The sequence below is a fragment of the Pseudomonas gingeri genome (assembly GCF_013386115.1).
Taxonomy (GTDB): domain Bacteria; phylum Pseudomonadota; class Gammaproteobacteria; order Pseudomonadales; family Pseudomonadaceae; genus Aquipseudomonas; species Aquipseudomonas gingeri.
This window is the reverse complement of record NZ_JACAOR010000001.1, coordinates 1-22400: the sequence shown is the minus strand read 5'-3', so window position 1 is coordinate 22400 and position 22400 is coordinate 1. Positions and strand designations below refer to the sequence as shown.

General features: G+C 63.3%; 15 protein-coding genes. 7 read left to right on the top strand and 8 right to left on the bottom strand.

Annotated features, from left to right (window positions below; translation table 11 throughout):
• Nucleotides 1-35: 35 nt before the first annotated feature.
• Nucleotides 36-1052, bottom strand: a complete 1017-nt coding sequence (locus tag HX881_RS00075; RefSeq protein WP_177082096.1) for an AraC family transcriptional regulator — start codon at nt 1050-1052, stop codon at nt 36-38.
• Nucleotides 1053-1288: 236 nt separating this feature from the next.
• Between HX881_RS00075 and HX881_RS00070 the strand changes: the two genes are divergently transcribed.
• The 7 genes from HX881_RS00070 (at nt 1289) to HX881_RS00040 (ending at nt 9501) form a co-directional block, all read left to right on the top strand.
• Nucleotides 1289-2944 (top strand): J domain-containing protein, encoded by a 1656-nt coding sequence (locus HX881_RS00070; RefSeq protein WP_177082095.1) that lies wholly within the window; start codon nt 1289-1291, stop codon nt 2942-2944.
• Complete coding sequence (locus HX881_RS00065) at nt 2944-3900, top strand: DUF3829 domain-containing protein (RefSeq protein WP_177082094.1); 957 nt, start codon at nt 2944-2946, stop codon at nt 3898-3900. Before HX881_RS00070 ends, HX881_RS00065 begins: the two co-directional genes overlap by 1 nt.
• 129 nt (nt 3901-4029) lie before the next feature.
• Nucleotides 4030-4494 carry a VOC family protein gene (locus tag HX881_RS00060; protein WP_017129731.1) on the top strand — a complete coding sequence of 155 codons (465 nt, stop codon included), beginning with the start codon at nt 4030-4032 and terminating at the stop codon, nt 4492-4494.
• A 121-nt stretch (nt 4495-4615) separates the two neighbouring features.
• A complete protein-coding gene (locus tag HX881_RS00055) occupies nt 4616-5491 on the top strand; it encodes an alpha/beta fold hydrolase (RefSeq protein WP_177082093.1) in 876 nt (291 codons plus the stop codon).
• Between the two features lie 113 nt (nt 5492-5604).
• A complete protein-coding gene (gene dctA / locus HX881_RS00050) occupies nt 5605-6915 on the top strand; it encodes a C4-dicarboxylate transporter DctA (RefSeq protein WP_017129733.1) in 1311 nt (436 codons plus the stop codon).
• Nucleotides 6916-7105: 190 nt separating this feature from the next.
• On the top strand, nt 7106-8035 hold the full coding sequence (locus tag HX881_RS00045) for a LysR substrate-binding domain-containing protein (protein ID WP_177082092.1): 930 nt from the start codon (nt 7106-7108) through the stop codon (nt 8033-8035).
• Nucleotides 8036-8304: 269 nt separating this feature from the next.
• Nucleotides 8305-9501, top strand: coding sequence for a DUF2599 domain-containing protein (locus HX881_RS00040; RefSeq protein WP_017129736.1), 1197 nt, complete (start codon nt 8305-8307; stop codon nt 9499-9501).
• 171 nt (nt 9502-9672) lie between these two features.
• Here the strand turns inward: HX881_RS00040 and leuD are convergent, their stop codons facing one another.
• The 7 genes from leuD to HX881_RS00005 all read right to left on the bottom strand — a co-directional run.
• Nucleotides 9673-10287, bottom strand: a complete 615-nt coding sequence (leuD, locus tag HX881_RS00035; protein ID WP_017129737.1) for a 3-isopropylmalate dehydratase small subunit — start codon at nt 10285-10287, stop codon at nt 9673-9675.
• The gene (gene leuC, locus HX881_RS00030; RefSeq protein WP_177082091.1) at nt 10284-11705 is read right to left on the bottom strand and encodes a 3-isopropylmalate dehydratase large subunit; all 1422 of its coding nucleotides are present in this window, start codon (nt 11703-11705) and stop codon (nt 10284-10286) included. The genes leuD and leuC overlap by 4 nt, the downstream gene beginning before the upstream one ends.
• Before the next feature lie 219 nt (nt 11706-11924).
• Nucleotides 11925-12587, bottom strand: a complete 663-nt coding sequence (locus HX881_RS00025; protein WP_177082090.1) for a DUF799 domain-containing protein — start codon at nt 12585-12587, stop codon at nt 11925-11927.
• Nucleotides 12584-12952 (bottom strand): DUF4810 domain-containing protein, encoded by a 369-nt coding sequence (locus HX881_RS00020; protein ID WP_177082089.1) that lies wholly within the window; start codon nt 12950-12952, stop codon nt 12584-12586. The genes HX881_RS00025 and HX881_RS00020 overlap by 4 nt, the downstream gene beginning before the upstream one ends.
• Nucleotides 12953-12982: 30 nt before the next feature.
• Nucleotides 12983-13660, bottom strand: a complete 678-nt coding sequence (locus HX881_RS00015; protein ID WP_177059790.1) for a CsgG/HfaB family protein — start codon at nt 13658-13660, stop codon at nt 12983-12985.
• Nucleotides 13661-13984: 324 nt separating this feature from the next.
• Nucleotides 13985-14752 carry a hypothetical protein gene (locus HX881_RS00010; protein ID WP_177082088.1) on the bottom strand — a complete coding sequence of 256 codons (768 nt, stop codon included), beginning with the start codon at nt 14750-14752 and terminating at the stop codon, nt 13985-13987.
• A partial coding sequence (locus HX881_RS00005) for a hemagglutinin repeat-containing protein (protein ID WP_177082087.1) occupies nt 14749-22400 on the bottom strand: 7652 nt, incomplete at its 5' end. The genes HX881_RS00010 and HX881_RS00005, both read right to left, overlap by 4 nt.

The following is a 22400-nucleotide window of genomic DNA, read 5'->3' as shown; positions in this document are numbered from 1 at the left end:
ACGCTGCTGGAGCGATCACCGGATCGAAAGGCGGGTTATTGCGCGTCGTTGAGGATCAGGCTGCGGTAGTGCCCCGGATTGGACCCGGACCATTTGCGGAAGGCCTTGTAGAACGAGCTGGCATCGGCGAAGCCCAGCCGCGTGGCGATTTCGGCGAAGCTGATGGACGGTTCGGCCAGCCAGACGATCGCCAACTCCTTGCGCACGCTGTCCTTGAGGCCCTGGTACGTCTGCCCCTCCTCCGCCAGCCGGCGCCGCAGGGTCGAGGCCGACATGCACAACTGCAGCGCCAGGCCCTCGGTTTCCGGCCACTGCTCGGCGGGCAACTGCCGCAAGTCGTGCTTGATCCGGCTCGCCAGGCTCTGGGCGTCGCGGTACTTGACCAGGATATTGGCCGGTGCCTGGCCGAGAAAGCGCTGCAACTCCTGGGGACTGCGCTTGATCGGCAGGTCCAGGCAATCGGCGGCGAAGATCATCCGCGTCCGTGGCCGGGCAAAGCGCAGGTTCTCGGAAAACATCACCCGATAGTCCTCGCAATAGTCCGGTTCGGCACAGCGCAATTCGATGGCCAGGATCGGAATGCGTCGCCCGGCCAGCCAGCAGGCAACACCATGGACAATCATCCAGTAGGCGAAGTAGGTGAACGGCCGGCGCGCCTCGCCCTCGGGCTCGAGCAGGACGATTTCCGCCAGGCTCTGCTGGGTGACCCGCTGGGCCGGCAGGCGCTCGAACATCAGCGACAGAAAGCCCAGCACCGCCTCCAGTCCCGCGGCCACCGTGGGCTGGGCCATGCCGGCCCGACACAGGTAGGCGAAGCTGCCGGAACGCAGCTTGCGCGGGTCCATGCCGAAGAACTCGTCATCGTTGCGTCGCGCCAGCAAGCGCCACAGCCGGGCATAGTCACTGGCCGGCACGCGGGCATCGGGCTGTTCCAGCAAGTGCGGGGCAATCCCGACCTTGTCGAGGACCTCTTCGGTGGCCGCTCCCGGGGCGCAGCTCTGCAACAGCGCCTCGCGCACCAGATGGATGGAGATGGTGTCTTTTTCCGACATTGGCCGTCACTCAAGCCTTGTGCTGATCCTTGTGACGGCCATCTTAGGCAGCGCCGAGCAAAAAGCCAGCGTGATCCCTTCATAAAATCCGTGGCGGCGCCGATAGCTTCGGCATTGTTATGATCCGTCGCCTGCGCGCCGTCGTCTTTTCAGGGAGTTTTATCGGGTATGGTCGTGGTAACAGCGTTGAACAGCGGCACTGCTCCTGCGCCGGCGGTGCGGCCGGGGACCGGCCGATGAGTTGCTGGGAAACTCTCGGATTGTCGGCGGATGCCGATACCCGCAGCATCAAGCGCCAATACGCGATCCTGCTCAAACAGACCCGCCCGGACGACGACCCGGAGGGTTTCCAGCGGCTGCGCGAAGCCTACGAGCAGGCCCTGGACTGGACCGCGCTGACATGGGAGCCGGCGCCTGTCGTCGAGTTGCCACCTGTCGTCGAACCGGTCATCTACGCCACCGAAACCGGCCTGTCTCCCGCTCCCGCCGGCCCCACGGCCGCGCAACGGATGGCCGGCGAATTGCTCGAAGGCATCACCCCGGCCTTGCTCGATGAGCGCTGGGCCCGGGCGAGCGTCTATTACTGCCAGCGCGAGTTCGAAGAGCAGCTGCTGCTGCGCTGCCTCGAACCCGGGCAGGACTTCTGGGCCCTGGCCCACTGGGGGCTGGAGCATTTCGAATGGCTGAGCCCCTGGCAGCGCAACGACTTGTCGCCACATGCGTTGCTCGAACTCTATCAGCGGCTGTTCAAGGCCCTGGAAGAGACCCTGGCGGGCTTGCTCGGGCGTGGGGATGTCGAAGGTTTCTGGCGCGAATACTACAACCTGGAACAGCTCGGCTGGCTCAAGGGCCTGGAGCGCCGCGAGCGCCTCAATGAACTGCTGGCGAAGTTGCTGCTGGAAAGCCCGTTCTGGTCAGCCAAGCTGTTCAACTCCATCTGTAAGCTCAATCACTGGAACAGCAACAGCCTCACGCCGAATTGCCCGGAGCCCTACTGGACACACCTGCTGGAGCGCAGCCGCAGCGAAACCTTCCTGGCCAACCAGCGGCATCGCCTCGACCTGCCGCCGGACACCCCCGACAACCGGGTCGCGCACCTGTTGTTCGCCGACATGACCCTGGCCCAGCGCCGCAGCTTCTCCCGCCGTTTCCAGAAGGAAGACTGGCAGGCCTGCCATCAACTGGCCCGGGCGATACAGACAAGCCACACGCGGCTGCAAAGCCTGCTGCCCGACGGCGACGCCTTTTTCTGGCGCGAATGGGAATCCCATGACACCGGCTGGCTCGGCTTCGCTGCGGTGATGCTGGCCTGTAGCGTGGCGGCGGTGCAGCACCACCTGCTGCCGGGTAACGGGCTGAACGAAACCGCCAGCGCCATTGCCCTCTGGTCCTTGTTGCTCTGCGGGCTGCATGGCGTCCTGCTGTGGTTCTGGCCCGGCATGGCCGACACCCTCTGGACGCTCGACCAGCGCCTGAGCCAACGCCTGTCGGCCCGGCTCAGCCCGCGCCGGCCGCCACCGCTGGTATTGCGTGAGCTGCTGCCCTGCTGGCTGCTGGCCGGGGTCATCGGTGCCTGGCTCGGCATCCTCCCGCTGCTGGCCTACGGCGGCGCGATGCTGGCAATGGCCTGGGTCGACCGCCCGGCGAAAAACCGTGCCAAGCCGAAGAAAACATCGGCCCATCCGACTTCCTGGTGGCTGGCCTGGGGCCTGATCCTGATCGTTTCACTGGCCACCCTGGCCCTGTATGTCGCTCACGGCCTGACCGTCGCCGGTCGCAACCAGGGCCTGCAACCCTGGCCCGAACGCCTGTGCAGCCGAATGCCGGCCAGCGTCGAAGACTGCCGGCCGCCGGCAACCCGGGAACAGTGGTACGGCAAGGAGGCCCACTGATGGATAAGCGCTGGTTTCTCACCTTCGGCGTGGTGCTGATCTGTCTGATCTATGTGGCTGTCGGCACCGAACAGCAGCAGAGCCGCTTCGGCCTCTGGCTCGACCGCCACAGCAGCGAGGAAATCGCTGAGGCCAGCGCCCTGCGGCCCTTGATCAGGTGCATCAACGTGGCCGATGTGCCCTGGCGGCTCGACCGCGCAGCCACGGTCAGCACCGCTGCCGCCAGCGACGCCCATGACGACTTCCCCTACCTGCAACGTCAGGATGCCGACGCCATACGGCGCGACTTCTGCAAGCCGGGCATCGTCTTCAAGGCCAGCATGTTCCCGGGTACGCGGCAGATGGAGCCGGTGGTGAATCGTTATACCTCGGCATTCAATGACGTGCTCATGCGTCACCAGGCGCTGCAACGCTACTCCCCGGCCAGCGCCCTGTTGGCGATGAAGTTTCACGACAAGTATTACGACGGCAAGATCGAAGCGTTTCTGGCGGCCTCGGATACGCTGCGCCCCGAACTCGAAGCCCTCGACCTCGACTTGCGGCCCAGGCAGCTGGAGCAGTTGGAGCAGCGACTGGGCCGCGACCAGCACTGGTACCTGCTGAACTACATGATCCAGGCCCGCCAGACCGTCAACCGCCTGGACGAGGCCGCCGCCAGTCGGCAACTGGACCTGCCGTCGCTCGGCGCCGCCAGCGAAGCCCTGCGCCAGGCCCGACAGGCAGGCGAGACCTATCGCGACAGCCTCCCCGCCAATCGCCGCCGAGGTCCGGTTCACGATCTGTGGGCCTTGCTGGAGCAGCCTGCGCAACACTACCAGTCCGCCCTGGAGCAACTGGCGGCGGACTGGCGCAATCACGCCGAACCGCGGGTACTGAGTGACGACTTCTGGAACGTGACCCACCGCTACGACGTCCTGCTGGCCCTCTACAACAAACAGGCGGACCTCGACTTCTAGTGCCCTGGCACCTTGCTGACAGCCGCTGGCAGCACACTCGTCAGGCCGATCCGGGCCCTGCCGGCCATGACCTATAGTCAAATGGACGGCAACACCGCACGGTCACTGCCACTGAAAAGGAGCATCACGATGAGCGTCAAAGCGATACCGCAAGGCTTCCACAGCATCACGCCGTACCTGGGTGTCAAACAGGCGGCCGAAGCCATCGAGTTCTACAAGAAAGCCTTCGGCGCCAGCGAAATCATGCGCCTGGAAATGCCTGACGGCAGCATCGGCCATGCCGAACTGCGGATCGGCGATTCCCCGCTGATGCTCGGTACGCCGTGCGACGAAGGTCCTTTCGTCAGCCCCGAAGCCCATACGTCGGTCGGGATTCACCTGTATGTCGCCGATGTCGACAAGCAGTTTGAAACCGCCACCGCGGCCGGAGCCAAGGTTATCCGGGAAGTCCAGGATCAGTTCTATGGGGATCGCAGTTGTACCCTGAAAGATCCTTTCGGCCATGTCTGGTTCCTGGCCACCCACAAGGAAGACCTGACGCAGGCCGAGATCGAAACGCGGGCGGCGGACCTGTTCCGGCAAATGAAAGGCTGAAGCCACGCGCCACACCCGCCACGCCCACAACACACTTCATGAACAGGCGCACCACGTTTTGCGCCTTGCCCCTGGCGCTGTGAGTTTTAGGATGTCGGCAACAATCATAAGGAGTCACTCCATGTTCGCCGGATTCCAGAAAGACCAGCGCCACGTCAACGGTGTGGACATTGCCTACCGCATCGGCGGCAGCGGGCCAGGCCTGTTGCTGCTGCACGGCCACCCGCAGACGCACGTCATCTGGCACAAGGTCGCCGACGAGTTGGCCAGGCACTTCACCGTGGTCGCCGCCGACCTGCGTGGCTACGGCGACAGCAGCCGCCCGCCCGCCGACGAGCAGCACCTCAACTATTCCAAGCGCGAGATGGGCCGCGACGGCGTCGAACTGATGCAGGCCCTGGGCTTCAGCCAGTTCTCGGTCCTGGCCCACGACCGTGGCGCCCGGGTCGCCCACCGCCTGGCCCTCGACCATTCGCAGGCGGTGCAGCGCATGGTGTTGCTGGATATCGCGCCGACGTTGTCGATGTACGCCCAGACCGACGAAGCCTTCGCCCGCGCCTACTGGCACTGGTTCTTCCTGATCCGCCCGGCGCCGTTGCCGGAAAGCCTGATCGAAGCCAACCCGGAACAATACCTGCGCAGTGTCATGGGCAGCCGCAGTGCCGGGCTCAAGCCGTTCACCGACGCCGCCTTCAACGAATACATCCGCTGCATCAGCCTGCCCGGCAGCGCCCGGGGTATCTGCGAGGATTATCGCGCCAGCGCCGGCATCGACCTGGAGCACGACCGTACCGACCTCGAGGCCGGGCGCAAACTGAACATGCCGCTGCTGGCGCTCTGGGGCGCCGAAGGAACCGTCGGCCGTTGCTTCAACCCGCTGCACGAGTGGCAGCAGGTCGCCACCGACGTGCGCGGCAAGGCCCTGCCGGGTGGCCATTACCTGGCCGAGGAAATCCCGCGGGTGCTGCTCGACGAGGTCCTGCCGTTCCTGCGCTGAACCGCCGGGCCCGAGCGACCTGAACCACTGACGTGAAATACCCCTTCCCCGTGGGCCGCTGCAATGGCCCACGGTGGGATCGGCTTGCCTGAAACTCTCTCGAGATAATAAAAATGACAATCAGAAAACTGCTGGGAACCCTGTATGTGCAGGTCATCATCGCCATTGTCCTGGGGGTGCTGATCGGCAACCACTGGCCACAGACCGGTATCGACCTCAAGCCCCTGGGCGATGGTTTCATCAAGCTGATCAAGATGATCATCGGTCCGATCATCTTCTGCACCGTGGTCTCCGGCATCACCAACATGCACGACGTGAAACAGGTCGGGCGGGTCGGCGGCAAGGCCCTGCTGTACTTCGAAATCGTCTCCACCCTGGCCCTGGCGATCGGCTTGCTGGCGGCCCACGCGCTGCACCCGGGTTCGGGCTTCAACGTCGACGTGAAGACCCTCGACACCTCGGCCATCGCCAACTTTGTCGGCCAGGCCCAGCACGGCGAAGGGGTGATCGGCTTCCTGCTGCATGTGATCCCCACCACCTTCTTCGACGCCTTCACCCAGGGCGAGATCCTGCCGGTGCTGTTCGTCTCGATCCTGTTCGGCCTGGCGCTGGTGATGGTCGGTGAGAAGGGTCGCCCACTGGTGGCCGTGATCCACCAGGCCAGCGAGGTGTTCTTCCGGATCGTCGGCATGATCGCCCGCGTGGCCCCGATCGGTGCCTTCGGCGCGATTGCCTTCACCATCGGCAAATACGGCCTCGGTTCGCTGCTGCCGCTGATGAAGCTGGTCGGCACCTTCTACCTGACCGCGTTCATCTTCATCACCTGCGTCCTGGGCAGCATCGCCCGCTACGCCGGTTTCAGCATTTTCCGCCTGCTGGGCTACATCAAGTCGGAACTGCTGATCGTGCTCGGCACCAGTTCCTCGGAATCGGCCCTGCCGCAATTGATCCAGAAACTGGAAAGCCTGGGCTGCTCCAAGGGGGTGGTGGGCATCGTGGTGCCCACCGGCTACACCTTCAACCTCGACGGCACCAATATCTACATGACCCTGGCGGTGCTGTTCCTGGCCCAGGCCACCAATATCGACCTGACGCTGGAGCAGCAACTGACCCTGCTGGCGGTGACCATGCTGACCTCCAAGGGGGCCGGCGCGGTGGTCGGTGCCGGCTTTGTCGCCCTCGCCGCCAGCCTGGCGGTGGTGCCGACCGTGCCCGTCGCCGCCATGGTGCTCATCCTGGGCGTGGACCGCTTCATGGCCGAGTGCCGTTCCCTGACCAACATCATCGGCAACGCCGTGGCAACGTTGGTGGTGGCAGCCTGGGAAGGCGAACTGGATCGCAGCAAGATGGCGCCGATTGCCCTCAAGCGCGGGCGCAAGGCCCTGGCCGCCCAGGCCGAAGCCGATGCCAAGGTAACCCCTTGACCCTGCAGGAGCCGGCTTGCCGGCGATGAGGCCCGCAAACCCGGCATCGCTTGCCAGGCTGTCGTCGCCGGCAGGCCTGGCAACTACGGAATGTCTGCCGCGCCACCGATCGCGATGGCGCGACATCCTCCGTTGCGCCCAGCCAGTGCTATTCTGGCGGCTCCTGCCGCCAGTGTTCGTTGCTTCGCCCATGAGCCAAAAGAAAGATACCGTGCCCCTGCCCGAAGACCTTCGTGTATTCCTGACCGTCATCCGCAAGGCCGGCTTTGCCGCGGCCGCCGATGAACTGGGCTTGTCGCCCGCCTACGTCAGCAAGCGTATCCAGATTCTCGAGACCACCCTCGCCACCCGCCTGCTGCACCGCACCAGCCGGCGCATCGCCCTGACCGAGGACGGCGAGCGGGTGCAACGCTGGGCCGTGCGTATCCTGGAAGACTTCCAGCAACTCAACGACGAACTGTCCGAAGCCCACGACAGCCCCAGCGGCCGCCTGCACCTGTGCAGCAGCTTCGGTTTCGGCCGCAATCACGTGGCCCCGGCGCTGTCCTTGCTGGCCGAGCGTTACCCGGACCTGGAGATCCGCCTGGACCTGTTCGACCGCGTGGTGGACATCGTCAGCGAAGGGTTCGACCTGGAGATCCGCGTCGGTGACGACATTCCCGGCCAGCACATCGGTCGGCGCCTGGTGAGCAATCGCCGGGTGCTCTGTGCCGCGCCAGCCTACCTGGAACGGCGTGGTACGCCGCTGCAACTGGTGGACCTCGAACAACACGACTGCCTGGTGCTCAAGGAACGCGACAACGCCTTCGGCATCTGGAACCTGGAGCGCAGTGACCGGCAGAGCAATGACAGCCAGGACAGCGTGCGGGTCAGCGGCCCGCTGTCGTCCAACAGCGGCGAAATCGTCCTGCAGTGGGCCCTGGACGGCCGCGGCATCCTGCTGCGCTCGTTGTGGGACGTCAAGCCGCTGCTGGAACAGGGTCGGCTGGTGCAGGTGCTGCACGACTACACCCAGAGCGCGAATGTCTGGGCGGTGTATCCGACACGACTGGCTTACTCGGGGAAACTGAGGGTGTGCGTGGAGTTTTTGCAGGAGCATTTCCGCCAGTTGTCGATCTGAGGCCCTCCACACGAATCAGGATCGTTCCCATGCTCCGCGCGGGAACGCCCTGTTGGACGCTCTGCGTCCGCGCTGTATGAAGCAGAGCATCAGGAGTTGCATGCCCACGCGGAGCGTGGGAACGATCACAACTCTTTCAAAAAGTCCCCCGCGCTTCGTGCTCCCTTCTATTCTCAAGCCATTGCCAGAGAGGCAGGCCGACACCGGCCAACGTTTTCACACCACAGGGAAGTAGCATGATGAAAAGCACCAGAGCGCCCATCGCCTGCATGGCGGCTGTCCTTGGCCTGTCTTTTTATTCCGGCGCCCACGCCGACCAGGGCAGCGACACCGTCGCCCGCCTCAACCAGCTCTACAACGACACCCGCCAGGATTGCGGCGGTCCGTCCAAGCCGGCCTTCCTCTGCTCCGGCGTACTGTTCCGGGCAACCTGGCCGTCCACCGACTACCAGTTCTACAGCATCAGTCCGAAGAGCCAGGCCAGCGGCGGGGTCTCGGCCTCGTACCTGCGCAAGGACTCGAAATTCCGCAAACTGGCCTATGGACTCACCAGCGGCTTTATCTTCGATACCATCTTCGGCAATCCCAAGGACCACCAGGATTACGCCGTGCTCTGCTCGTTCCCCATCGACGCCGCCACCGACGATCGCCAGCAGGCCGGCTGCACCGACTCGCGACGCACTCCCGGTAGCGTGGAGAAATTCTGCAACGAGATCGGCGTGACCACCGCCGAACAATGGGGCGCCAACTATCGGCAGAACGGCGGTGACCATTCGCGCCAGTGCTCCTTCGACGTCAGGGACGAACGCAACAGCGCCGCCGGTCCGGCGTTCTACCAGAGCATCCGCGCCATGGGGCAGATCGCCGCCGAATCCTTCGGTACCCAGAACGAACTGCGCCTGGCCAAATGGGAAGAGAAGCCACCCCTCTCGCCGTCGATCCTGGCCCTGTTCTACGTCGAGGACAGCGGCCTGGAAGGCGCGCGCCTGAACCAGATCCAGTGGTACCAGGCAACCCAGCGCTACCTGCCGATGATCAACATGAGATTGCCGCAGACGCCGCAGCAGGATGCGAGCTTCGTCTACGACAGCAAGAAACAGGTCATCTACCCCACCACCGAACGCAACGGCTGCGACCGCTATGTGCAGAGCGCGGTGTGGGTGGAGCGCGATGATCCGGGATTCGGCAAGAAAGTCATGACCCTGGAGATCACCCCGACCGATTGCGGACGCAAGATCCAGGACAACCAGACCAACAACTTCTTCAATGAACTGGCGTCGGACCATTACCTCGACGCGAACTGGAAGAACAATCCGGACAACCGTGACAGCACGGTCGGCAGCATGCGCCGGCAACTGGTCTGCCACTTCAACATTGCCCGTAACAAACCACAGTGGAACCTGGAACCGTCGCGCCCCTATACCTCCAACGAGGACTCCATCGCCAAGGGCTGCAACAACACCTGACTGCGAATAGATAGCCTGTTCGCGGGCAAGCCCGGCTCCTGCAAGATTGTGCCATGCGCAGAATCTGCGATCGACACGGTACTGTAGGAGCGGGCTTGCCCGCGAAGACGTCGGAACAAACGCCACAAGCCCCAGGCAGACAGACGCTTCATCTACCGCCACAAGCAATATTCAGCTCAGCCAGGGATTGGCCTCCAGGTGCGCCCGCTCGAACGCCTTGATCTCGTCGCGTCGTTGCAAGGTACTGCCGATCGCATCCAGCCCGAGCATCAACGCGGTCTTGCGCAGGGTATCGATCTGGAACCCGATCACGCTACCGTCCTGCAAGCGAATCTGCTGGCTCTCCAGGTCAATGGCGATCTCGGCGCCTTGCGGCTGGCTCACCACCTGCCCCAGGCGCTGTGCCGTGGCCTCGTCGAGGGTGATCAGCAGCACACCATTGCGCTGGCAGTTGTCGTAGAAGATCCCGGCGAAACTGCTACCGATCAAGGCGCGGATCCCCATCTGCTTCAAGCCCCACACCGCATGTTCACGGCTGGAACCGCAGCCGAAGTTCGGCCCTACCACCATGAAGCTCGCGCCTTTCCAGGCGGGCTGGTTGAGCACGAAGCCGGGATCGGGTTCGCCCGAGGGCAGGAAGCGCAGGTCGAAGAACAACCCACGGTCCAGGCCGTTGCGGTCAATCCCCTTGAGAAACTGCTTGGGCATGATCACATCGGTGTCGATATTGGCCGCCAGCATCGGCGCCGCCTTGCCGGTGACCTGGGAAAATGGCTGCAGGGTCATGGGCGTCGCTCCAGGGTACGGATATCGGTCAGGTGTCCGGCAATCGCCGCCGCCGCCACCATCGCCGGGCTCATCAGGTGCGTACGGGCACCCGCGCCCTGGCGGCCTTCGAAATTGCGGTTGGTACTGGAGGCACAGCGATCGCCGGGCTCCAGGACATCGTCGTTCATCGCCAGGCACATCGAGCACCCCGACTGCCGCCATTCGAAGCCGGCCTCGATAAACACCGCCGCCAGCCCTTCGGCTTCGGCCTGGTCGCGCACCTGGGTGGAACCCGGCACGATCATCGCCCGCACATGCCTGGCCACCTGCTGGCCGCGCACTACACGGGCCGCGTCGCGCAGGTCCTCGATACGGGCGTTGGTGCAGGAGCCGATAAAGGCGTGGCTGATGACGATCTCGCTCAGCGGCATGCCGGCTTCCAGCCCCATGTAGTTGAGGGCGCGGCGCATATCCTGGCGCAGGATCAGGTCGCTGATGGCTTCCGGGTCCGGCACGTTCGCGCCGATGGGCGAGGCCTGGTCCGGACTGGTGCCCCAGGTGACCATGGGCTCGAGTATCCCGGCATCAAGGTGCACTTCACGGTCGAAGCGGGCACCGACATCACTCTTCAGTTCACGCCAGCGGGCCACTGCCTGCTCCCACAGCTCACCCTTGGGCGCCCGTGGCTTGTCCTTGAGGTAGGCGAAGACTTTCTCGTCCGGTGCCATGAAGGCTCCGCGCGCGCCCGCCTCCACGGCCATGTTGCAGATGGTCATGCGGGCCTCGACGCTCAGGGCATCGATGGTCGAACCGCAGAACTCGATGGCATAGCCAGTGGCCCCGGAGGCGCCGATCCTGCCGATCAGCGCCATGATCACGTCCTTGGACGTCAGCCCCGGTGCCAGCTCGCCATCGACGGTGACCCGCAGGGTTTTCAGGCGCTTGTACACCAGCGTCTGGGACGCCAGCAGATGCTCGATTTCCGACGTGCCGATACCGAACCCGAAGGCCCCGAGAGCACCATAGGTCGTGGTATGGCTGTCGCCGGCGGCGACCACCATGCCCGGCAGGATGAAGCCCTGCTCCGGGGCGATCACATGCTCGATGCCCTGGCGCTTGTCGAGCACATCGAACAACTCGATACCGAAGTCGGCACAGTTCTCGGCCAGGTACGACACCTGGCGGGCGCCGCCGGCATCGGGCATGGCGGCGACGCGCTTGGGCGCGGTGGGATTCACATGATCGACCACCGCCAGCGCGGTTTCCGCGCGCCAGACACCGCGCCCGGCTTCACGCAGGCCACTGAAAGCTTGCGGACTGGTGTATTCGTTGATGACCTGGCGGTCGATGTACAGCAGGACATGCCCCTGGTCGTCGAGGCGACACACCGTATGGGAATCGATGTGCTTGTCGTAGAGGGTTCTTGTTGGAGTCATGGTGGCGCTCGCAGAAATGAAAGTACGCGAGGCTGTCGGATCACGGCAATCAGCCGACAGGCGTCACGGCAATCATAGGCGGCAGGCGCAACGCATCAATGGCGGGACGGTGATGGCGAGGAACATGGATCGTGTTTGATCGGCGCTTGCGTTGCGCAAGCGCCGAGGGATTTGTACGGCCCAGCCTGGAAACGACCGGCACCGTAACCTTGCAGGCTATCAGTCCGTACCGTATTTCGGCGAACGTGGCCCGTAGAGCAGCCCGGTAGTGTGATTCACGGACATCAGGCGTCGACTGGCGAGGCCGGCAATCGGGTGACCGGCGTCGGTGGAGCTGTTGATGATCTGCTTGACCGCCGCCGTGATCAGCATGCCGACCAGGCCGCCCTGGTTATTGTTGTTGCCCTCTTCGCTCGATGCCGTCGCGCTGCCGGTCCACAGCGTGGTGCCGGACTTGAGGTCCACCAGCTTGGCATTGGCGGTCACAATGGTGTTGCTGCTGAGCACCATGTACTTGGTGCCGTACTGCGTCACCGTGATGTACATCGCGGCATCGGCGCCGAAGATCTCGCGTAGCTTGACCGGCGAGGTGTTCTGGATTTCAGCAGGCGAGCTCAAGCCGTTCTGCTTGAAGGTTTCATCCACCAGCGCCACCGGCATCACGTAATAACCTGCCTCGGCCAACGGAAACGTCACCTGTGACAACAGGCTGTACGACCCCTTGATATCCGGCGACTCATTCACGGGCGGCAGGACCAGGATGGTCCGCGGACGCGCCTGCTTGTAGGCGGAATAATCGAGGCTCTTGATCGGGTGCGCACACCCGGCCAGCAGGCTCACCATGATCAGCCCACCCATGACACTCAGAAAGCGCAGGTTCATGGCTTGCTTCCTTTTTGTGCATTGCTCAGCAGAAAGTCCATGTAGGTTCCCGACTCGGGAAACAGTGCCTTCTCGGTCTGGAACTGCTGCACCATCTGGTCGTCCTTGCCCAGGCTGCCATACAGCAGGCCCAACTGCGCGTGATAACCCGGCGGCGCGGCGCGGTTGGTGGACTTGATCTTCTGCAGATCAGCCTCCAGTGCCGCGACCTGCGCTTCCTTGGATTCGCCTTTGAAATATTCGTAGACCTGAGGCTCGTAGCCTTCCCACTGATACAGCGTCTTGGGTTGCTGGGCACATCCCACCAACACCGCGCCCCCCATCATTACCGCGACAAACCGCACCGAACTGAACACCTTGCCCATAACCCCTGGCACTCCCTGTTATCGAATGAATTAGTGCTGGCCCGGTTTCCAGGCGCCGCTGTCGATGGCATCGACCATTTTGTTCACCGCCTCGCGCATCGCCAGGTCGAGGACCTTGCCATTGAGGGTCGAGTCGTAGCTGGCGGTGCCGCCGAAGCCGACGATCTCGCGGTTCGACAAGGCGTACTCACCCGCGCCCTGGGTGGAATAGACCACTTCGGAGGTGGTGATATTGACGATGTTCAGGGCGACCTTGGCGTAGGCCACCTGGGTCTTGGCGCGCCCCAGGATGCCGAACAGCTGCTGGTCGCCGGTCTCCTTGCGACCGAACTCGGTGACATCACCGGTGACGACATAATCGGCGCCCTTGAGCTTCTGCACCTGCGACTTGATGGCCGCTTCCTGCTGGATCTCCGCCATATTGTCGCGGTCCAGCACGCTGAAGCGGTTGGTCTGCTGCAGGTGGGTAATCAGGATGGTCTTGGCCTGGCCGCCGAGACGGTCGACGCCATCGGAAAAGATCCCGCGCATGTAGCTGGAACGGTTATCGAACTTGCCGACGGCGATCGGCGTGCGGACACCGGCATAAGGCCGGTTGACGCTTTCGACCTGCTGCACCGGCAGCGCCCGGGAAGTCTCCTGGGTGGTACAACCGATAACGGACGCCAGCGTGAGTGCCGCCATCCCTGAAACCATCACCTGCGACATCTTTTTCACGCAGTACACTCCTGGAAAATCGGATTTTGGAAAATTGCGAAATGGGTGAGTCGACTGGCTTGCCAGGCGCATGGCAAGGCTTGTCTGCGTTGGCGCAGTCAAGGACAGGACCTGAACTCAGCGGGGGTCAATGCGTTATTGCCCGGGCGGTTGCGAACGCTCCGGGTATTTGAAAGAGGTATTTCGAAGGGCGGTGATACAGCACGGCAAAGCCGCGAGAAACCTCATCCCGAGGGTGACAACCCACATGTACAATCCCTCGATACATTTGATATCAATTTAGTGGCATTATCATAAGGCGGCGGGATTTGGGCGTCAAGAATCACGTCGACGCTTGCCGAGCCAGTGGGCGACTGTGTACAGCCCTCCCGCGACCAGGCCAATAGCGACGAAAATCGCCATCCCCGCCCAGAACAGCGGTGGCCTGGCCGCTGGCGTACGGACCTCCAGAACCGACGGCATGGCGGTTATGATCCAGATCAGCAGACCGGCGGCACCACCGCCGATGACGTAACGCCAGCCCGTGGTGAGAAACCGCTCCACCAGCCAGAGCAGCGGCCAGCACACCAGCATGCTGAGCAGTGCTCCGATCAGGAAAAACAGGACAAAGCCCGGCAGGACCTCTCCCTGGCCAAAGAACAGCACGACAGCCACCGTGCCCAGGGTCAAGCCTCCCGCGACCGGCACGGCAATGATCGACCGCCACCCGCGCCGCGCAGGCGAGCCGTTCCTCGACGGCCAGTTCTCCACCCAGTAGATGGCCAGGCTGTACGCCATGCCCAATACCAGCCCGCCCACCACCGCCACTTTCAGCAAGGAGCCGGAAAAGCCGCCGAAGAAGAGGTAGATCACCAGCCCCTGGATCAGGCCGCTCACCCAATGGCGCCAGCGCAGGGTCGGGCAATAACGGTCACCCAGCAGCAACAACGGAATGCCCACGACAGCAGAAGCGAGAACGCCGAAGAGCATCATGGCGAACGCAATGGTCTGACTCAGGGCGTCGACGCTCGACATCACCAGGGCCTGGACCAGGCCGCCGCACACCAGCACGGCGCACAGGCGCAGTTCGCCGTTGGGTCTCATTTCCCCCCCGCGGGCTGAGGACTACCGCCCCAGTTGAAAAACGGCGTGTCCTTGAGGTAGTTGATGACCGGGCTGTTATTCATGAACTCCTGCTTTTCAATGAACTTGGTATTACCGCCCCAGACCATGCCCGCCATCCAGCTGTTGGAGTTGAACAACGGACTGCTGCCCGTGCCCCAGCCATGGGTTTCGATATCGAAGCCACCCGACGCCGTGGGCACCACCGTGCGCACCACGAAACCGGGATCCAGGGCATGCATTCCAGGCAGGGTCACGTTGATCACGCTCTTGCTGTCTTTATCCGTCAAGTGTGCAACATACCCGAGCTTGAGCCCCATCAGGTACAACTCACTCACGTCGCCGCTGCCGACCACCTTCGTACCGTCGCCACCAGGCCCGGCGTTGCGCTTGAGGGCTTCATATTCCTGGTCCAATGTGCCGCACCCGCCGAGCGAAACCAGACAGCCACTCGAAACATCACCATACTCATGGGGTTGCTTGGTACTGCCCAGCACGGTCTCATAGCCCGCGAATGCGGCGGGTATCCCGCCGCCCGTCTGGCCTTTCGAGTTGATGAACTGCCCGCTTTTCACCGCATCGGTGAACTTGCCCTGGCAGGCCGATGCGCCTATCGACTCGCAGTTGTTCACGGCCCACTCCTTGTAGCCAGATAGCCCCGCCGCCACGTTGGCCGCGATCAGCAGGCTGTTGGTCTCGATATCGCTGATCGCGCCAAAGGCCGTTTTGTCCTTGGCATCCAGGGCCTGGTCAGCGGCATACAGCTGACCAAAATTCTTGGCACCCTCAACGATCTGTTTGATGTGTGCGTTCAGGCAATCCTGGTCCTGACAGGCCATGAGGGCGGCATCATTGAGGTCACTTCGCCGCTTGGCCTCAAGTTGCACGCGCATGCGACAAGCGGTGTTATCGGCGGCACAGACAGCCAATTGCCGGGACAGCACCTCGATATCCTCATGGGTGAGATAGTTGTTCTGGACTTCCTGCATGCCGGCGCTGGCACCGTTGATACCACCGACGCCCGCGGAGACCAGGCCGGAAGTCCCCAGGATCAGCGACTTCTTCACATCCACCGGCAGATCCATCTGGGCCACCTTCTCGGCAATCAGGGGGGCCGTCAGCGCCGCCGCGCCAGCACCCAGTGCGTTGCCGCCGACCGTCCCGCCGGCAAGCCCCTGGACGCCGCCGGCCAGGGCATGGAGCATCACCCGCGCCGCACCGCCTTCGTCCCATGCCGCTCGGGTGGCACTGTCGGTGGCCTTGTCACGCTGCTGGCTCGCATAGTCGCCGATCAGCTTGTAGGTATCGGCCGCCGTGGTATTGGCCACGATACCCAGGGTCGTGGCACCGCCCGCCCCGCCCAGCGCCGCACCGATCAGGCCGCTGACGATATCGACGAGCACACGCTTGTCGCCGCCGGTCGCCCAGCTCTCGTTGACGTTTTTCAGATTGTCCTTGGCCGCCGCGAGTTCCTGCGCGTTGGTGGCTTTTTTCACGCGATCCTCGGCACTCTTCTTCTCGGCTTCGGCGACCTTGCCAATCACGGACTGGGTCAACGCGACCGAGCTGCGGATCAGTTCCATGCGCGTCTGCAGGGCGCCTACATCCGGCTTGTCGAGTTTTTCATTGGCGTTGGCCGTGTCCCGATTGAGGCCGGTCAGGTCATTCGCGCCCGCGGCATTGCGCACGATGATCGTCCCTTCGCTGACCGCGCTGCGGGTCTTGCTCTGATCCGACTCACTGAGTGCCAACGGTATCGTACCGCCGAAACCGAGGCCATCACCGCCGCTGCTGTAGGAAAGCGAAATGCCCGCCGACTGGCTACTGGCCTCGCTCTTGTTCTTGATGTCGCTGACGATCAGGCGATCGGTGCTGAGCCGGTTCTTGTCGGCCGTGGCATCACTGGCGATGACCGCGCCCTGCAGGGTGGTGTTCTGTCCGACATAGATGTTGTAGCCACCGCTGCCGGCAAACAGGCCGCTCTGATCCGTCACGGCCTTGTAGTCACTGTTCGTGTTACCGGCGGACAGGTTGGCCGACCCCGTGACCGTCGCACCGTAGCAGAACGGCGGAATACAGATACTGGCCCCCATCCCGCCGCTGCTCTGCTTGCTGGTCTGGCTCTCGGTGTCCTGCCGTGAGCTGATATCGAGATTGCCGCCGATCACCGCGTTGATGCTGTCCGCCTTGACCTGGGCCCCTGCCAGCGTGGTGTCCTTGCCGCTGCGCAGCACCAGGGAACCGGTGTCCAGGGTGGTATTGACCTGGGTGACCGAATGACCGTCCCCCATGTTCTTGCCCACCTGCGCGCCGAGGTCGAGGGTGAAGCCGTTCTGGGCGCCGAGGTTGAAACTGGCGCCGATCGCGGTACGGCTGTTGCTGCCATGGCTGGAACTGTCCGTGGTGTTCTGGGCACTTTCCAGCGTGATGTCATTCTTGGCGTCCAGCACCGTGCTGGTGGCTTTCAGGGTACTGCCGACCACATGGATATCACCAGCCGTTCCGGCCGCATTGCCCGTGGCGATAATGGTCAGGCCACCGCCGGCATTGATCGAACTCTGCCTGGCGGTCTGGCTGTCCTGCTGGCTGCTGTTTCTACTGTGGGTGTTCGCCAGCTCCGTGCCAATCTTGATCAGCGAACCGCTGCCGCCTTTCTTGTCACCATAGTTGGAGAGCGCATCCTTGACGTCCGAAGCCATGCCGGCCGGATCGATATCGTTGAGCTGCATCGCCAACTGCGCCTGTTTCACCGCCCGAAGCCGCGGGTCATCGATCTTCTTGGTGGCTTCGATGGACTCGCGCAGGTTGTAGATCGTGTTCAGCGTGCCGATCACCGCCCCCCCCATCACTCGGCCGACGCCGAGGCTGGAGGACTTGTCCTGGCTGCTCTGGCTGGAGCTTTCCATGCCGGCGACGATGCTCACGTTGGAACCGGTCAGGCTCATGTTGCGGGTGCTGACCAGATCACTGGCCACCACGCCGAGGTTACGCCCGGCACTCAGGCTGACATTCCCGGCACTGGAGCCGATGGTGCTGCCGGTCAGGGTCGTTTGCGTGGCCTGGCCGTTATGGCTGCCGCTGCTCATGTTCAAGTGCTGGTTGCCGGTGATGTCGTCGATCCCCAGTTTGTTGGCCGTCAGGATACCGGTGAAGTCATGTCCCTTTTCCTTGTGCATCTCATCGCGGGTAAAGGTGTTTTCCGCCGCGTTGATGGTCAGGTCGCGACCGGCCTGCACAGTCAGGTCCTTGGTGCTGACCAGGGCCGAGCCGGTGATGGTCGCATCCCGCTTGGCACTCACCTCGACGGTATTGCCCGAGATGAGGCTGCCCACCGCGGTGGTCTGGGTTTCCGAGACCTTGTCAGCGACCTTGCTGGACTTGAGGCCACCCCAACCACTTTTGCTGTTGCTGCTCTCATGACGAACGCTGGTGGAATCGGTGACGGCGAGAATCTGTACATCGTTGCCAGCGGTCAGTTGGGCGCGCCCTTTTTCAGCCGCGACCTCACTGCCCTTGACGATCAGGTCATTGCCCGCAACCAGCGTGACATTGGTCCCACCAGTGACGGAGCTGGCAATATTGGTCGTACTCTCCAGCTCATCCAGGCGGCTCTTCTTGCCCGAAGAACTTTTCTTGGTCTTGCTGTAGAAGCTGTAGTCCTCATCGGCCGCGCTCTGCAGTATCAGGTTGGCGCCAGCGCTCAGATAGGCCTCGCCCCCCGCGGCGACCTTGCTCGCAACGAGCTCCAGGTCCTTGCCGGCCGTCATCAGCACGTTACCGCCGGCCGTCACGCTGGAGCCCACCTGGTGTTCATGATCCTCCTGGCTGGTGACCTTCTTGGTCTTGCCATATGAATGCTGCTCGTCTGCGGCGGAAGACAAGGTCAGGTCGCCCACGGCCGAAAACGCCACGTCACGCTTGGCATCGATCTGGCTGGCGACCACGCTCAAGTCACGCCCGGCACTGATCATCAGGTCGCGTCCGGCGGAAACGCTTGAGCCGTTCTGCGTAATCGTTTCGTCGCGATGATGGTCACCCAGGCTGTTGCCGTGCACTTGCTCGGCGGCGCTGATATTGACGTCGCGTCCGGCCCTGAGCAGGGTATCCCCGGCACTTTTCAGCACTCCGCCGCTGTTGTTGATATCACGGCCTGCACTCACCGTGAGGCTGTTGGCCGCTTCGATGCGGGCGGCGTTGTCGACGAAATCCCGTTGCTCGGTCCGGTAGCCGTTGCTGCTCTGGTGACTGGTCACGGTACGTTCGTTGATCACGTCGCCGTTGACGGCGGTGATACTGACGTCACGTCCGGCGATGATGCCACCGGCCTTGTTGGTCAGGTTGTTGCCCGCCAGGGCGGCGAGGCGATCGCCGGCCTCCAGCAAACCGCTGTTGACCTGGTCGTTGCCGGCGGCCGCCAGCAGGCTGTTGCTGGCCCGCAGGGTCCCGGCGTTGTTGAGGTCCTTGCCGGCAATCACGGTCACATCACTGCCCTGGATCAATGCACCGTTGGCGGCCAGGCGGTTGTTGGCATTGGCCAGATACAGCACCGGCACAAGCACCTGCTCGCCATTGACCGTGGCATTCTCCATCCACACGATGTCATGGGTCAGCGCCGCGACCTGCTCGGAAGTCAGCGTCACGCCCAACTGCAGGTTCAGTTCCTGCTTGCTGGCCACGGCATTGTTCATCAGGTACTTGAACATGCCTTCGTCCGAGGTCTGCCCGTCGATAAAGCGCTGCCCGGTGCGGGCCACGACCGCCTGCTGGATCAGCTTCTGCTCGTAGTAACCATCCCCCAGGCGCTTGGCGCTGGTGTCCGGGTCATAGCCCAGATTCGACAACAGGTAGTCCGAGCTCATGAACTGTTTGAGGTCGGTCAGTACCGGGTTGGTTTCGATCAGGTACTTCTGCGGATTGGATTTACCCGAGGTATCCGGCAAGCCCTGCACTCGCGTGATGCTGGTGCTCTGGCTGCCCTGGGCACGGTCCGCCGCGCCCACGTCGATCGTGCTCGGTGCCGCCAGGTCACCCGGGGCGGGCTGGCGTTGGGCGGAGCCGAGACTGGCTCCGCCGAGGGTCCAGCTTTGCGGTCCGGTGGCTGTCGGCGTGCTACTGCCCTGCCCGCTCAGGCGGAACAGGCCATTCTGGCCGGTGGGCAGGGTAAATCCGGGCAAAGCCACCGGGTTGACCTGCTGCTGTGCCAGGTTCGGCGGCAGTTGCTGGTTGACCGTGACGTGGGTGGAGAAATTGCTGCCCGAGGAACCGGTGTTGGTGCGCGGACCGCTGCCTACATAGTTGAACCCCGGTCGCACGACAGAGCTGTCGAAGTTGTTCAGGGTAGCGATGTTCACCGCACCACCGGCCTGCATGATACCGGCATAGGACTGATCGCCCACCGCCAGTTGCGTCGTGCTATGCAGCGCGCCGACCTCGCTTTCGATCGTCCCCAGGAAGTGCGCCAGCGCCTCTTCAAGCCCCGTGGGATTGTAGCCGGGGTTTTCATACCAGTACTGTTGGGTGAAAGTCGCCGCTTCCTGCTGGCGCCCGCCCAACGCGTGACGGGCGGTGACATAGGTACGGCGGTCCTCGGTATCCCCCGTTTCAACCCCCTGGTTGACCAGGTTGTTGAGCTGGGCCGTCAGGCTGCCGGTGGCCGCGACCGTACTGCTGGCGTTCAGGAAATCGCCACCGCGCAGTACCAGGTTGGCGCCGGAAGTCATGCTCGCCGCGGCACTCGCCCCGGGCATCACCTCCAGCTTGCTGCGCTGGACCACCTCGAACAGGCCGTTGCGGTTACCGCCACTGCAGTCGCCGACATAGAGACGGTTGCACGGCAGCTCGGTGATGCTCGCGGTATACAACCCGGCGTTGTTCACCACCAGCACATCACGGATATTCTGGATCGAGCCTGCCACCAGGCTCATGCTGGCATCGCTCTGGATCGAGCCTGAACGGTTGACGATGCTGCCTGCCCAGTTGCCCAGACCATCGCGGTCAACGGCAAGATTGCCGAGGCTGTTGATGTTACCGTAGAAGTTGTTCAACGAATCGACGCGCAGCCCCATGTCACCGCCACTGAAGACCAGCCCGTGGTCGTTGAGCAATGCGCCCGTGGTGGTGGTCAGTCGCTGGGCGCTGCCCAGTGTCCCGTAGTTGTTGATACCGCCGGCGCTGAGGTTCATGTTCGCGGCGGAAGTCAGGCGACCGAAGTTGTTCAAGACGCCGGCGACATTGATCGTGGTATCGCCACCGCCAGCGATACTGGTGTTGCCACCCAGGTTCAACTGCGCCGCGCGCAGACCCAGGGTACCGAGGCTGGAAAGGCGGCCACTGCCGGCATAACTGCCCCCCAGGTTCAGGCTGACCGTGCCGTCACTGGCGATCAGGCCATCGTTGGTCCAGTTGCCACCGTTGCCGGTCAGGCTGTTGGACGCCAGCAATTGCCCGCTGCCGGTCTGATACAGGTTGTTGATATTGATTGTCAGGCGCCCGGCCTGGATCACGCTGCTGTTGGTCCAGCTGTCGGCACCGAGGGTCAGGCCGCCACGGGTCACCAGCGTGCCACCGGCGCTGCTGAGGTTGGCCATGGAGATATCGAAGGTGCCAAGGCCGGCGTGCAGCAGGCTGCCACCCTGGTTGAGGAAGCTGCCGGCATCCAGGCCAAGGTCGAAGTTGCGGGTTTCCAGCGTACCGTTGCGGTTATCGAGCAGGCCGCCGATCCGGAACGCTGTCTTGCCATTGCTGCCCAGGGCACGCAACTGGCCGGTCTGGTTGTCGAGACCGGTAGCGCTGATCGACAAGGTGTTGTCGCTCTCGATGATGCCCTTGCGGTTGTTGAGGCTGCCGCCCAGGCCCAGATCGATCTGGCCCCCGGCAATCTGCCCGCCCAGGTCGCCACTGTTGTCGACGTTGTTGGCACTGACCTTGACCAGGCCGCTGGCGTAGAGACCGCCATTGCGGTTGTCGAGGTTGGTGGTGGTGAGCATCGCCTCCCCGGCGCGAGCGGCAATACGCCCACCATAGTTGTCGATACCACCGAGCGCGTTGAGATTCAGGCCCTGGGCCTGGATACTGCCGTTCTGGCGATTGTTGGTCAGGTCATAGCCGTTTTTCAGGACACCGACAACGCGGGTTTCCAGTGCACTCCTGACGCTGGAAAGCACACCGCCACGGTTATCGAGATTGGCCGCCTTGATGAACAGCCGACCCTCCTGGGCGATCACCTTGCCGCTCTGATTGTCGATATCGCCGCTGACGTCGAGATTGACCGCGCCTTTGCCCTGCAACAATCCCCTGGCATTGCCAAGGCTCGCCGCCTGCACTTGCAGATCGCCATTACCACTGGCGATCAGGCCGGCATTGCCGTTCTGCACGGCGCCGGTGGCCGTGAGGGTAAGCGTATCAGTGGCACCGAGCGTGCCGTGGTTGCTGTTATCCAGGCCACCGGTCAGCACCGTCAAAAGTCCCTGGCTGGACAGCTCGCCGCCCTGGTTGTTGATCTGCGCGCTGCGCTGGATCAGCAGCGGGCCAACGCCGGACAGCTTGCCGTTGGTATTGGTCAACGTCCCCAGCAGATCCAGGGTCACGCCAGCGGCGCCGGTGAGGACGCCATTGCTGTTATCGAGATGGG

Coding starts and splice junctions, on each gene's coding strand:
- HX881_RS00075 (WP_177082096.1), bottom strand. CDS start 1,052: ATGTCGGAAAAAGACACCATCTCCATCCATCTGGTGCGCGAGGCGCTG.
- HX881_RS00055 (WP_177082093.1), top strand. CDS start 4,616: ATGTTCGCCGGATTCCAGAAAGACCAGCGCCACGTCAACGGTGTGGAC.
- leuD (WP_017129737.1), bottom strand. CDS start 10,287: ATGACCCTGCAGCCATTTTCCCAGGTCACCGGCAAGGCGGCGCCGATG.
- dctA (WP_017129733.1), top strand. CDS start 5,605: ATGACAATCAGAAAACTGCTGGGAACCCTGTATGTGCAGGTCATCATC.
- HX881_RS00010 (WP_177082088.1), bottom strand. CDS start 14,752: ATGAGACCCAACGGCGAACTGCGCCTGTGCGCCGTGCTGGTGTGCGGC.
- HX881_RS00065 (WP_177082094.1), top strand. CDS start 2,944: ATGGATAAGCGCTGGTTTCTCACCTTCGGCGTGGTGCTGATCTGTCTG.
- HX881_RS00040 (WP_017129736.1), top strand. CDS start 8,305: ATGGCGGCTGTCCTTGGCCTGTCTTTTTATTCCGGCGCCCACGCCGAC.
- HX881_RS00045 (WP_177082092.1), top strand. CDS start 7,106: ATGAGCCAAAAGAAAGATACCGTGCCCCTGCCCGAAGACCTTCGTGTA.
- leuC (WP_177082091.1), bottom strand. CDS start 11,705: ATGACTCCAACAAGAACCCTCTACGACAAGCACATCGATTCCCATACG.
- HX881_RS00020 (WP_177082089.1), bottom strand. CDS start 12,952: ATGGGCAAGGTGTTCAGTTCGGTGCGGTTTGTCGCGGTAATGATGGGG.
- HX881_RS00015 (WP_177059790.1), bottom strand. CDS start 13,660: ATGTCGCAGGTGATGGTTTCAGGGATGGCGGCACTCACGCTGGCGTCC.
- HX881_RS00025 (WP_177082090.1), bottom strand. CDS start 12,587: ATGAACCTGCGCTTTCTGAGTGTCATGGGTGGGCTGATCATGGTGAGC.
- HX881_RS00070 (WP_177082095.1), top strand. CDS start 1,289: ATGAGTTGCTGGGAAACTCTCGGATTGTCGGCGGATGCCGATACCCGC.
- HX881_RS00060 (WP_017129731.1), top strand. CDS start 4,030: ATGAGCGTCAAAGCGATACCGCAAGGCTTCCACAGCATCACGCCGTAC.